Source organism: Streptomyces sp. NPDC020597 (genome assembly GCF_044335095.1).
In the GTDB taxonomy this organism is placed as follows: Bacteria; Actinomycetota; Actinomycetes; order Streptomycetales; family Streptomycetaceae; genus Streptomyces.
In genome coordinates this window covers 12,315-24,480 of record NZ_JBIRUL010000038.1, presented here as the reverse complement: position 1 = coordinate 24,480, position 12,166 = coordinate 12,315, and the positions used below count along the sequence as shown (strand labels likewise).

9 protein-coding genes are annotated in these 12,166 nt (G+C 69.4%); 5 read left to right on the top strand and 4 right to left on the bottom strand.

All coding sequences use genetic code 11. The features are described from left to right. Window positions 1-83: 83 nt before the first annotated feature. Complete coding sequence (locus ACH4ZA_RS36195; RefSeq protein ID WP_398433362.1) at window positions 84-1,427, bottom strand: hypothetical protein; 1,344 nt, start codon at window positions 1,425-1,427, stop codon at window positions 84-86. Between the two features lie 192 nt (window positions 1,428-1,619). Here ACH4ZA_RS36195 and ACH4ZA_RS36190 point away from each other — a divergent pair, with 192 nt between their 5' ends. After that, complete coding sequence (locus ACH4ZA_RS36190) at window positions 1,620-2,072, top strand: hypothetical protein (RefSeq protein ID WP_398433361.1); 453 nt, start codon at window positions 1,620-1,622, stop codon at window positions 2,070-2,072. A gap of 97 nt (window positions 2,073-2,169) precedes the next feature. Here ACH4ZA_RS36190 and ACH4ZA_RS36185 read toward each other — a convergent pair whose 3' ends face one another. Continuing rightward, window positions 2,170-4,842, bottom strand: a complete 2,673-nt coding sequence (locus ACH4ZA_RS36185) for a tetratricopeptide repeat protein (RefSeq protein WP_398433404.1) — start codon at window positions 4,840-4,842, stop codon at window positions 2,170-2,172. Window positions 4,843-5,048: 206 nt separating this feature from the next. On the opposite strand from ACH4ZA_RS36185, the gene ACH4ZA_RS36180 reads away from it, so the two are divergent. Next, entirely contained in the window at window positions 5,049-5,324 is a 276-nt protein-coding gene (locus tag ACH4ZA_RS36180; RefSeq protein WP_398433360.1) for a hypothetical protein, read from the top strand. On the opposite strand, the gene ACH4ZA_RS36175 is transcribed toward ACH4ZA_RS36180, so the two are convergent. Then, window positions 5,291-7,120: a zeta toxin family protein gene (locus ACH4ZA_RS36175; protein WP_398433359.1), complete on the bottom strand. Its 1,830-nt coding sequence runs from the start codon at window positions 7,118-7,120 to the stop codon at window positions 5,291-5,293. The two genes, ACH4ZA_RS36180 and ACH4ZA_RS36175, sit on opposite strands and share 34 nt — an antisense overlap. 121 nt (window positions 7,121-7,241) lie before the next feature. On the opposite strand from ACH4ZA_RS36175, the gene tap reads away from it, so the two are divergent. From tap to ACH4ZA_RS36160, 3 genes are all read left to right on the top strand, one after another. Further along, on the top strand, window positions 7,242-9,428 hold the full coding sequence (tap, locus tag ACH4ZA_RS36170) for a telomere-associated protein Tap (protein ID WP_398433358.1): 2,187 nt from the start codon (window positions 7,242-7,244) through the stop codon (window positions 9,426-9,428). Window positions 9,429-9,434: 6 nt separating this feature from the next. Beyond that, window positions 9,435-9,992 (top strand): telomere-protecting terminal protein Tpg, encoded by a 558-nt coding sequence (tpg, locus tag ACH4ZA_RS36165; protein ID WP_398433357.1) that lies wholly within the window; start codon window positions 9,435-9,437, stop codon window positions 9,990-9,992. A gap of 580 nt (window positions 9,993-10,572) precedes the next feature. Further along, window positions 10,573-10,728 carry a hypothetical protein gene (locus ACH4ZA_RS36160; RefSeq protein ID WP_024126136.1) on the top strand — a complete coding sequence of 52 codons (156 nt, stop codon included), beginning with the start codon at window positions 10,573-10,575 and terminating at the stop codon, window positions 10,726-10,728. A gap of 99 nt (window positions 10,729-10,827) precedes the next feature. Here ACH4ZA_RS36160 and ACH4ZA_RS36155 read toward each other — a convergent pair whose 3' ends face one another. Then, window positions 10,828-12,120 (bottom strand): endonuclease domain-containing protein, encoded by a 1,293-nt coding sequence (locus tag ACH4ZA_RS36155; RefSeq protein ID WP_398433356.1) that lies wholly within the window; start codon window positions 12,118-12,120, stop codon window positions 10,828-10,830. Window positions 12,121-12,166 lie beyond the last annotated feature (46 nt).

Genomic DNA, 12,166 nt, shown 5'->3' with positions numbered 1-12,166 from the left:
CTACCGCGCGCTTCCCGCGCACCAGGAGGCCGCCCCGCTGCGCCGGGCGGCCCCCGCCGTCGCACGACGAAGCGGGACAGCGATCAGAGTCCACTACGGGCCATGACGTTCTCAGTGACCCACATGTTTGGTTGGTGGGTCGCTCCGTGATCGAGGCACCATCTGTTGAACAGGACCTCAGCTACGTGCGGTTGGTTGGGGACTCTCTGCCGAGTTCTCGCAAGGAACAGCACGGGGTCGAACCGCAGACGTACGTCCACAACTCGAACGCCGGGCGTTGAGACGGCGGCCCTGACGCACTTGTTGGCTGGGGTGCTCAAAAGGACGAGCTCACGCACCGGCGTCCCCAACAACACCGCACGCGATGCAACCTCTCCGCCGTAACTGTGCCCGAAGAGAGTTTGGAGTCCGTTTTGAGCCTCCTGGGCGGCCCATTTCTGGAACTCGGTACCAGCCGTCCTGCGGGCGCTCGTCTTGTATCTGCCGTTCCAGCCGAATGGTGTTCCACTACGTTTGTAGAGGTTCGGCCGATGAGGAAGCATGAACGAGTGGAAGTCGTAGCCTGGACGCCACCAGTCTCCTTCCCAACCCCACGTTCCGTGGATCATGGTGGAGACATTTGCTGACGTTGACGGTGCCGCACGTTGGGGCGGAGGCGGGGAACCTCCCTCTTCCTGAGGAAGCACCGCCATGGCCAGTGAGCGCGTTACAGGATCAGTTGATCGAAGCGCGAGTTCAAGGCGCCAGCGGGCGAGCCAGTGGATAACAATCGGTGCGGTCAGCGGGTCCGTTCTCGGCACCGATTCATCGAACATTCGGGTCCACAGTTGAGCGTCCCATGGAAGATAGGATCCCGGTTCGTCGGGATCAGCACCCTCCATACCTAGCCCCGGCGGCCCGTCCAGCATTGGAAACCATGGGGCCAGTTCAAGAGGCCACCGCCTGTGGAGCAAGTGGTGCCACGCCTCCCAAATGGCTTCCCTGGGGACCCCTTCCAGCGTGCCGGTCTGGCGCCAGAGGGCGGCTGCTGCAGCCGCTGACTCCCTTTCAAGGCCGCTGCCGAGGACGGCCACCAGATAGGCGGTTGCCGATCGCGGCTGGGGATCTTCGTTGAGTCCCTGCCAGATGGATACGCGGTTCCTTCCCTCCTCTTCGTAGCCCTGCTGTCGAAGGTTTGGGAACTGCTCCAGAGGGTGGGTTTGCGGCCATACGTGCTCTCCGGAGGCCAGAGATTGAGAGAACCCCATCTCTTCCAGCTCGGGGGCTACCTCCCGCACTCCCGTGCCGTCACCGCTGAACATCATCGAAATCGCAGAGACTCGGCAGACGTTCACGCCCTCATTTTCGGGACGCGGAAGCGCCGACTCAGGCGAGCGAGACACTTCGAAGGGGGCGCTATCGTCGTACTCAGGTGTTTCGAACGTCATGCTGCCGACTCCGCCTGGGTAGGGGAACGCGGAGCCATACGCTATTTGCATAACCAGGCGGAATCTAGTCAGCTTGGCCAATATGCCTATCAATCACCCATTCAGATCACGCGAAGGTGATCTGCCTATAGAGCCGCTGCACAGAATAGGTGTGACCGCGTCTGGAGCGATCTTGGTAGCACCGGGGTAGACATGGCCGACGGCATCGACGTCCTGCTTGACCTCTGGAAGGAGCAGCGAGAGGCAGATCGGTGGACGGAGAGTCAGCGGGCAACGCTGACTAACATCATCACCGTCGTGGTGGCAGCGGGTTTGGGTTTCATCGCCAAGATTGGCCTTCGCCCATCCATGCTCGTTGTGACGCTTCCGATGATGGTGCTCGGTCTCTACGGAGTGTTCGCCTGCCTCAAGTTCCATGAGCGCTGCGCGTTTCACGTTGGACAGGCCAGAGGGCTGCGGAAGAAGATCGCAGAGCAGTTCCCGGATCTGGACATTGAGCCTGCCCTGAGAGCGACGTCCGACAAGCAGCGTGCACGCTTTCCCCGCTTGCGGAAGATCCGGCTGTACGTGGTGTGGATCGCGCTCCATGGCGTCATCGCCGCGGCTGGAGCAGGTCTCTCTATTTGGATCATCGTTACTGCTTGACCTGACCAGTTGGACGTCATGACGGCCCCACCGTGCCAGCCATGACACCGAGCCCGATCTGTACCGAGTGGCACCGCCGCAGGAGCGGACGTTTGAGCTATCGCTGGGTGTGGAGGTGCTGTCGGCGGTTGGTGACCAGGACGTGCCAGCGCTGGCGGGTGGCTGGCTCGCTGTCGACCCATCGAGCGCCGGACGCCGGGGAGGGAGCCAGGCCGGCCATGTAGGCGGCGATGTCGCTGTAGTAGGCGAAGTCGCCGCCGCGGGTGTTCTGGCGCAGCCGGGTGATCGTCATGGCCACCTGGCCCTGGTCGTCGCGGACGGCGTGGTGGAAGGCGAGGGCGAGGTCCAGGGCGAGCTCGGTGTACGTCACGCCCGCTGTACGGATCTCGGCGCGCAGTACCTGGGCGCGGTCGTCGATGTCGGCGTCGGTGCGGCCGGCGTCGCGGGCGAGTGCCGCGATATGGGTGATCAGGGTGGTGGCGCGCAGATCGACGCCGGCCAGCAGCTGCTCAGCGAGGGCGAGTTCGTCGTCGGCGGCGGCCGGGTCGGTGAAGGCCAGGGCGAAGGCGCGGTGGGCCTGGCTGTTGCCGCGCTCACCGGTGACATTGTGGTGTTCGGCTTCGTCGCGTGCGGCGGCGTATGCGGTGGCGGCGCGGTCCATGTCGCCGTGGGGCCACCAGATGTCGCCTTCGACGCGGTGGTGGCGGCCTTCCCAGCCCAGGGTGTGGGCGGTGGCCAGGGCGGTGGGGAAGTCGCCGGCCATGCGGGCGAGATGGGCGAGTCCGCGGCGGGCGGCGGGGGCGAGGCGGCCTTGGCCGTCGGCGACGGCCTGCATGCCGGCGCGGGAGGCCGGGCTGTCCCCGAGGTCGCGGTGGGCCTTGGCCCGGTAGTACAAGGCCATGTGGTGCAGGTCGTCGGGGAGCAGGTGGCTGTCGATGACCGTGGTGAGGCGGGCGACGGTGTGCGAGCGGTGCTGGTGCTGGCGGCGGGCGAGCGCGCTGAGGAGTTCGACCAGGGCGTCGGCGGCCGTGTCCAGTCCCGTGCTGTCGGTGTCGGGTGGGGCGAGGGGTTCCCACACGGAGTCGCTGACGTAGGTCCAGGCGGCGGGCGTGAGCCAGCCGAGGTCTAGTCGGTGGTCGCGGGCGAGGCGCAGGCCCTGGCGCAGGAAGACGATCAGCAGGAGCCGGTCCGGTCCGGGTGCGGCCTGGTGCTGTTCGCCCAGGGCGGTGAAGGCGCGCTGGGCGGCTTGCTGCCAGTCGGTCTCGGTCCAGCGGTCGTCGGTGGTGTCTTCGGCGTTGCGTACGGCGGAGCGGATCAGGCCGTGGAGGTGGAAGGGCCACAGGCTGAAGGGGGCCTCGCGGACGAAGGGCCGCTCGGTCAGCCGCTGGGCGGGGCCTTGGTGGGCGAGACCGGCGGCCCGGGTGGCGAGGGGGACGTCGAAGGCGTCCAGCAGGCTCACCGAGCGCAGGACGTGCCGTTCGTCGGCGGTGAGGTCGGACAGGGTGCGGGAGACCAGGGCGGGGAAGTCGTGGTCGAAGTCGGCCGGCTGCGGGGTGCGGCCGCTGCGGCGCAGCTCGAGGAACCGGGCGACGGACAGATCGAGGTACAGGGGCAGGCCGTGCGAGCGGGCGGTGATGACCTGCCGGATGGGCTCGCCGATCAGGGGCTGGCCGTCGCGGGTGAGGCGGCGGGCGAGGTAGTCGTCGCAGTCCTCGGGGGAGAAGTCGCCGATCAGCACCTGCCGTGCCGCGCCGACGTTGGTGGGGGTGCGGGCGGCGGGCACGGCGGTGTGGGCGAGGCCGGGCCAGGCTGCGGGGCCGGTGTAGTCGAGCTGGCCCTGCAGCGCGGGGTCGGCCCACTGCAGGCGGGAGCGTCCGGTGATCACCCAGAAGGCGTTCGGCAGCAGCCACACCGTCCGCTGGATCAGCCGCTCGAGGTCGCGGCGGGTGCGGTCGCCGATGTCCTCGAACGTGTCGAGCAGGACGACCGGCACGACCTTCTTGCCTTCGGGAAGGCGGGCGAGCTCCCATGCCAGCAGGTGCGGGTAGAAGGACAGGGCTTCCAGGTCGGGTTCGGCCTCCAGCAGGTCCGCCAGCCGGGCGCAGCCCGCGAGCGCGCGTACGGTCTGGCGGCGTTCGCGCAGCGCGCCGATGAGGGCGCCGGTGACCTGGCCGACGACCGAGCCGATGGTGCCGGGCAGCATGAGCGCCTGGGCGACGTCGGCGAGCGCGGACTGCATCTGCTGCGGCAGCGCCTGCCCGAACCGGGAGCCGAGGCCAGCGCGGCGCAGGTACTCCTCCAGCGGCTCGCCCGGGTGGTTGGCCTCCCAGTAGCGGCGCAGTGCCAGGTCGAAGGCGGGCAGCGGGCGCCCGACCCTGGTGAGGGCGGCCCGGATCGTCAGCACGATCTGCTCGAAGTCGGTGCCGGCGGAGCGGGCGAGGTCGATGCGTACGGGCAGGATCCGGTCGGCCGGCCAGCCCGGCGCGCCCCACTGGGCGGGGCGGCGTCCGGCGTCGGCGAGCGCCGCTTCCAGCGTCCTGGACAGGGTCGTTTTGCCGATGCCACCGACGCCGTGGAAGACGAGCACGTGCCTGCGGGGCACCTCGAGGTCCTCGGGGTCAAAGCCGGGGGAACCGACGCGCTGGAGGTGCTGGGTGAGCGCGGCCGCGACCGTCTCCCACTGCGTCTGCCGGTTCGTGAACGCCTCCGCGGCCTGCACGCTGCGGTCGTTCGTGCTGAACAGTGCCCTGAGATCCCGGCCGCCTGTCACATCCACCCCCGAAAAATGATCACTCGCAGGTCAACCTATGCCCGCCCTGCGGGATTTGGGGAGCCCGCCCCGCTGCCACGGCCCGGCCGGGCGACGGATTCAGGCCTGCCCGCACCTCGGGCGCCGTGGCGGCACCGAACTGCGGGCAGGCGGGCCGGGAGGACAATGACCCATCCGATCAAGATCAGAACAATGAGGGGTTTGCCATGCCCGGTACACCAGACGAGCCCGACTTCTCCGGCCTGGGCGGGGGAGAGGACCAGCATGCGGCCGACATCGTGCAGGAGGTAGTGCACTGGTACACCGAGCAGATCGCTGCCGAGCGGCGGGCCCCGCTGCCCGATGAGGAGCGCCTTGCGCAGCTGACGGCGGGCCGTACGGCCGCCTACCAGGATCTGCAGCGGCTGGAGGATGCCGACGCGCAGGAGGAGGACCGCCTTGCTGCGCTCTACGCGGCGCGGCTGAGGGAGCTGGAGTCGTAGACCGTCCGCGGCAGGGGCAGCAGCCGTATGTCCGGGTGGTGCGCGGCGATCCGCAGACGTTGGAACCCGGCGGGCATCAGGGGGCGGGCCAGGGCGGCGATGTCGTCCAGTTCGTCGCGGTGCTGGGGCAGGGCCTTGCGCAGTCCTTGGTAGAGCTGGATGAAGTGGGCGGCTTCCTGCTCGGTGTAGGGGCGCTGCCGTTCGGCGGCCAGCGCCCATGAGGCCCGGCCGGGTGCGGCGGGCTGCTCCTGGCGCAGCAGGGCGTGGCCGTCGCGGCGGATCACCGTCACCGCGGTGATGGCCGGGTGGGTTTCGGCGGCCGCCGTGAGGTCGGCGACGGCCCGGTAGCAGCAGTCGTGCCCGGCGCGGGTGGTGAACCGTGCGGTGATTCCGGATTGCAGGGCCCGGGCGTAGCGCAGGGCGGTGGCCAGGCGGCTGTCCGCTTCCCGCACGGCCAGCACCACCAACTCCACCGGGTAGCTGGCCCGGGAGCAGGCGAGGGCGCTGTCGAGGACATCGTCCGCGCCGCCCGGAGAGGACTCGATGAGCAGGTCGCCGCGCCGCGTGCGCACGTACTCTTCCGCCTGGGCGAACCACGCTTTGTAGTCGGTGCGGATGGCCGCGCCGGCACCGCGGGGATCCTGACGGAGCATCTGGCGGTAGTCCGGATGCGCGGCCTTGAAGTCGTCGCCGACCAGCTTGGTCGTGCCGGGCCGCATCGCGCGCCGGACCATCCTGGCGGCCAGCAGCTTGCCCGCCCCGGGCTGGCCGATCACGTACACGGCACGCGGATCATCCCGGGGCGTGACGTTCGCCAGAACTGTCGGCGTGATCAGTTCGTCGAAGATCCAGCGGTGTTCGTCGGCGGACAGCCGGTGATAGGCGACCCCGGGGGGCGCCGGGGTGGGCTGTGCGGTGCGGCGGACCGGCTCGGACCAGGCGGCCGCGCGTTCGCTGTCGCGCTGTACCGCCAGGCGCCTGTCCTCTTCGGTCAGCTCGGTGTGCACGCGCCGGTCGGTGCGGGCCAGTTCACGGCGGAAGACGGCAGTCTCGGGGGCCGTCCAGGGCCGTGCCCGTTCCACCTGCACCGCCCGGTCCGCTGCGGGGCGGCGACGCCAGTCGCCGTCGGGCGTGAGCTCGTTGGCGTACAGCAGAGTGCCGTCGCGCCGTACGACGGTGATGCGGTCGGCGAGCTGTTCGGCCTCGATGACGGCGAGGGTGTTCAACAGGTTCTTCGCGCAGCTGTCGTGGTTCTGCCAGGACACGTACCGGCCGTTGCCGGTGGCGGCCTCGGTGAGAAAGCGGTCCACGATGCCTAGCTGGCTCAAGGCCTCCGAGGTGGCCACGGCGACGACCTCGATTCGGTGGCCGGCCGCGCGGTAGGCGGTGGAGGAGTCGCGGAAGTCGTCCGGGTTGGCGAGCGCCGACTCCACCACGGCGTCGAAGCCCATCTCGCGGACGTGGGCTTCGACGGCGGCCTGCCACCGCGCGGTGTCGGGGCGAACCAGGGCTCCGGCCGTACGGACGTCGGCCGCCAGGGCGTGGGCGTAGTGACGGTGGACCGGCTTGTACAGGTCCCGGCCGACCCGCACCGCGCCACCACGCCGGTCCAGCACCGCCTGGACGAGGTCAGCGATCAGCGTCTTCCCGGCTCCTGGCTGCCCGGCGACGACGACCACGACCGGCCGACGCTGGGCGACGGCGTCCTGAGTCGCAGCCGGGAGGATCACGCGGTGCAGCACGTCAAAGCTCTCCTGCTCGGAGAGCACCACCGAGCCCCCATCTCGTCCTGCCACCACGCCTCCTGTCTCCCGCCCTGCGCTGCGCGATCAACCTAACATCACGAGCGATCTACGCGCGAATCAATGAGCGATCCAATGCGCGATTGGTGTAGGGTGTCTAGTGGAGGTGAGCTCTGTGCCCACTGAGAACGAGCTGCTCAGCAACGTGGACGCGTTGCTGGAACAGGTCGCCCAAGACGACCTGCCGTCGCCTGCCGAGCGCAGGCGTCTACGCGAGGCTGCCGGGCTGAGCCAGGCCCAGGTCGCGAAGGCTCTCGACACGCGCCGTGAGGCGGTCGGGAACTGGGAGGCTGGCCGGACCGAGCCGCGGCCGCCGCAGCGCGCCGCCTACGCGAAGCTCCTGGAGAAGCTGGCCGAACGCTTCCCCGCCCCCGACAGCGAGGCGCCCGACGAACCTGCCGTGCCCGAGACGTTCGCTGCCGAGTCCGCTCCGGCAGTCCCCGCTCCGTCGGCGCCGGCCCCCGCGAAGCCGCCCGCCCGACCGGCGGCGAGCACCACCAGGCCAACGTCGACGTCGCGGCGCCCGGGCGCGAAGAAGGCTGCGGCGAAGACCATCACGGCGGCTGCCGTGGACCCGCGCTTTGAGAACGGCCCCCTCGCCGTCGTCGACTGCGAGGACGGGCAGGTGTCGGCGTACTGCGTCGGCGGCCTGGTCCTGGACGTGCCCGCAAAGTCCCTCCCGGCCCTGGTCGACTGGACGATTGCCGAAGCCCGCCTCGGTCAGGCCCGCCTGCACCGCAACGGCCGCGACGCCGACCCGATCCTGGTCCTCACCCCGGCCGCGCTGGAGCGCTACGGCCTGCCCGCCGCGCTGTCGGACGAGGAACGGCGCGCGGGCCGACTCAAGGACAGCCACAAGGTGGTCAAGCAGATCCAGCGGGCCGAACTGCAGCTCACCCAGCGCGGGTTCGGGCCGTGGGCGCGCGTGTTCCGCGACCCGGAGGGCTCGAGGCGGCGCTGCGTGCAGCTGTGCATCCCGTCGTGGAACGCGCTGGACGCGCGGGAGTGGGACAAGAAGGACGACCCGCAGCTGCCGGGCATGCACCCAGCCGACCTCGCCCGGTACCTGGGCACGTACGCGCAGCGGGTGATGACGCCGCGCGGCACCACGTCGACGACCGGCCTGGAGCTGATGACCGCGCTGCGCCCGCCGACCCGTGCGGAGAAGAACGAGGCCACCGGCGAGTTCGAACGGGCGTTCAACGCCGACGCCCTGACGGCGGTGTACGAGCACGTGGAGTGCGAGGTCCCGGACGAGCACCCGCTCCTGAAGGGGAAGTTCGAGCGCCACCACCTGCGCACCCCGACCCAGATGCTGATGGAGGAGCCGTACGACTGGTGCCGGCCGCTGACCGATGACGAGTGCATGCTGCCGTACCTGGTCGCCATCGACGTCAACATGGCGTTCGCGGCCGCCACCAACGGGCTCACCGTCGGCCTGGGCGCCCCCACCCGGCTGACCGGCAACCCGGTCTTCGACCCGAAGGTGCCCGGCTCGTGGCTGGTCGACCTGAGCCACGTCGACCTGTCCCGCGTGCAGATCGACGGGCGCACCGTCGACGGCGACCTGTTGCCCTCGCCGTTCACGCCGAAGGGCGACCGCCCGACCGGCCCGGCCTGGTACGCCACCCCCACCGTCGCCTACGCGCAGGAGCTCGGCTTCGACGTCGCTCCGATCGAGGCGCACGTACGTCTCGAGTCCGGCCGCTACCTGGACCCCTGGTACAACCGGCTGCGCGACGCCTACGTGGAGACCATGGCCGACCTCGGTGTCACCACGAAGATGGGCGGCCAGGAGTTCCTGGACGCGATGGCCGTGCACAAGCAGGCCGACCCGACCATGGCCCTGCTGCTCAACGCCATCAAGTCGACCGCGAAGGGCGGCATCGGCAAGCTGCGGCAGCGCAGCCGGGGAGCGGTGCCGTACTACGAGGAATGGCCGGCGCTGAAGCGGGAGACGTGGCGCCCCGACATCCGGGCCGCCGTGCTCGCGACCGTCCGGATCGGGATGCACCGCAAGATCCTCAAGACCGCCGTGGCGACCGGCCGCTACCCGGTCGCGATCGGCACGGACTGCATCGTCTACCCCTCCACCGGGCCGTCCCCGCTGGACGTCCTGCCGTACACGGACGAGGGCAAGCCGGTGCCGGGCACGTTCCGGCTCGGTGTCTCGCCGGGCATGGTCAAGCACCAGGGCACCCAGACCGTGCTGTGGGCGGAAGCCCAGTTCGAAGAGGCGGGCGCCGTGTTCAACCTCGCCAACCTCATCAAGACCGACCAGAGCGCCGGAGAAGGGGAGTAGCAGGTCATGGCCGACTCGATCGGGGACAGCCTGGACGCCGCGCTGGAGGGGGCGTTCACCCGCCGCATCCCGCAGAGCGCCCAGGCGCAGATGAAGTACCTGGTCAAGCAGCTCAAGGGCACCAAGGCGGCCGCGGACGCCCTCGGGGTGTCCCAGCGCACCGTGGAGCGGTACGTCGCGGGCAAGTTCAAGCGGCCCCGACGCGACCTGCGCGACCGCATAGAGCGTGAGGTCAAGCGGCGGTGGCAGCCGCAGATCCGCGCGAAGGCCAAGAAGCAGGCCGCGTCCACGGGCGGCCTGGTCGTCTACACCCGCGCGCGGTTCGGGTTCACCGCCGCGCCGGGCACGACCGACGACGCCCGAATCCGCGACATCACCCAGGCCCTGCCGCCGCGCTGGGCGGACCGGTTGTTCGAGGCCCGCGACGCCGGCGCCAACGAGCAGCAGCTTCAGCGCATCGCCGCTGAGGGCCTGGCGGAGATGTACTTCCGCGCGGGCAACACCCGGGCCTCGGGCCTGGGCGTGGAGTTCACCGACGTGGAGCACATCCAGATCGAGCTGTAGTTGAGCTCGCCAAGACGCCTCGTCCCCGGCATTGAAGCTGCCGGGGACGAGGCGTTTCATATTCCTGCGAGGACCTGACCGTGAGGCCTCGGCTTCGAGGCGGCCTCCAGTCCGGTGCCCCTGTCGTAACCCTCTGTAATCCATTTCATTACATCCCATCGCGACGCAATGAAATGGAATGCAATGGATTACGTTGGAGCGCATTGGAGTCTGCGTTTTCCTGCGTTTCCCGCAGGAGGGAAGACTGGCGAATGCCGTTTCACTGCTTGATGGTGACCGGGATCACATCAACATCTGTGAGCTGCGGTTTTTCCGGTATGGATGTGTCGCTGGTGCGGGAGAAGGTAGGCAGAGTGTAGGCAGAGTGTTGTCTTGTGCGGGCATTCCCGCATGAGCAACTACACCGATCAGCGTCTCGCCTATAGACTCCGCAGAACGTGAAAGGAGCCCTGCGTCCCAACGGGTTTCTCAGGCCTCTGAGTTGGGAGGGCTCCTCTCGCGGTGTCCCTAAACGCACGCTGACGCAAGGAACCGCATGCCCGAGCCTAGCGCGAATTTAGATCCGAAGCACCCACGCCGTGTGGACAGATGGCTCTCGTCCATCAGCACTCACCTGCGGAAATGGGGTGGGAGCCGTGGACACGGTGTCCACCACCACTTCCTCCAGGGCGTCGCCTACAAGCTGGGCAGCGGCGCCGTGACGCTGCTGATCCTGTGGTGGGAGACGCGCCGCTGACCGTACTGCGATCTTGACCGCCGGATGCCCGTGAGGCCCCGCACCGCGCTGCTGCGCTGGTTTGGGGCCTCACACGCGTATCCGCGGGGGGTCGGATGTTCATGCACGCGTCTGTGTGCCCAACGCGGCTTGTGCAGGCACGGTTACGGTGCCCGGCCACGCGGCGAGCGCCTGGTCGACGAAGTCCCGTACGAGGGCCAGGATGTCGGGCACCGTGACGTCCTTCGTCCACGTCGTGCTGTGCTGCCAGCATTCCAGCTCGAAGTGGTGTGCCCCGTGGGCGAGTTCCACGTGCCGGGCCCACGGCTGGCGTCGGCACGGGCGGCTGCGGTGGCGGTGGCGCTCGGTTGCCTCCAGATGCTTCTGGACGAGGCCGACGTGGTATCGGCCGGGCAGGATCCGCCCTTCGAGGCAGCCTTGGCACTCCAGGAGGTGCAGGGCGGCCCCCTCCTTCTCCTCGAGGAAGTGGCGCGGGTCGCTCTTGCCCTCGAAGGTGTTGCAGCTGCCGCACAAAGGCCCGCGTAGGTAGCCGTGGTCGTGGCAGTGATCCCACGCGGCCGCCCGGCGTTCGGCGCACAGCCGGCACAGGTAGTCGTCGGCGCGGATGCTGCGCATGCGGCGCGAGTCGTACATGACGCCGCGCAGGTGTCCGGTGTACCGCTGGAAGGTGGCACCCGAGCACGGCGGGCACAGGGTGACGTAGCCGAGTGGAGTCTGCGTGCGCCAGCCGCCCCAGCGCGGGCCCTGCTCGCTGCATCGGGAGCAGGTCCGGGCCCGGCCGACCAGGTCCTCGTCCACCTGCTCCCAGCGGTCCAGGAGCTCGGAGTAGGCCCGCGGCAGAAACAGGCTGCCGCCGGAGCAGGTCATCAGATCCAGCGGCCGGGTGTTGGCGATGTTCTCCCGGAGCCGGATCCCGCTGCGCGCCGCGACGAACTCGCCCCACGTCAGCGTTCCGGGCAGCCCGTTGGCCCCGAGGCGCTTCCAGTTGTCGTTCCACTCTTCATACGGCCGCCCCTCCTGATCCTTGCGGCGGGCCTCCCAGAACAGCCACGACGCGATCCGGGACCGCCAGGAGGCCGGGCCGCGGTACCCCAAGCCATGGTCGTCGCCGTCATCGGCGTCGAAGAAGGTGGGCAGTGGCACCTCCACCACGTCGTCGACGTCCAGGCGGAAGTCCGCGAACGTTTGGGCCGCGCGGCGGATCTCGCGTTCGTCGTACGTCCACTTCGACCTGTGCTTGAAGCAGCGCACCGCGATGTCGCCGAAGACGACGTGGCCGTGACGGCGCACATGAACCATGTGCAGGAGGTCGTCAGGGTCCAGCGGAACAGGGGAGCCGGCGGAGATGTCCGCGAAGAAGGTGCGGGCGAGCTTGGGGCTGATCTGGGCCATGGCCGGATGGTGGCAGCGGGGTCTGACACCGCCCAGCCCGCATCCG

Excerpts from the sequence above, each read along its gene's own strand:
- ACH4ZA_RS36195 (WP_398433362.1), bottom strand. The coding sequence starts at position 1,427 with ATGACGTTCGAAACACCTGAGTACGACGATAGCGCCCCCTTCGAAGTG.
- ACH4ZA_RS36155 (WP_398433356.1), bottom strand. The coding sequence starts at position 12,120 with ATGGCCCAGATCAGCCCCAAGCTCGCCCGCACCTTCTTCGCGGACATC.
- ACH4ZA_RS36180 (WP_398433360.1), top strand. The coding sequence starts at position 5,049 with ATGCCCGGTACACCAGACGAGCCCGACTTCTCCGGCCTGGGCGGGGGA.
- ACH4ZA_RS36190 (WP_398433361.1), top strand. The coding sequence starts at position 1,620 with ATGGCCGACGGCATCGACGTCCTGCTTGACCTCTGGAAGGAGCAGCGA.
- tpg (WP_398433357.1), top strand. The coding sequence starts at position 9,435 with ATGGCCGACTCGATCGGGGACAGCCTGGACGCCGCGCTGGAGGGGGCG.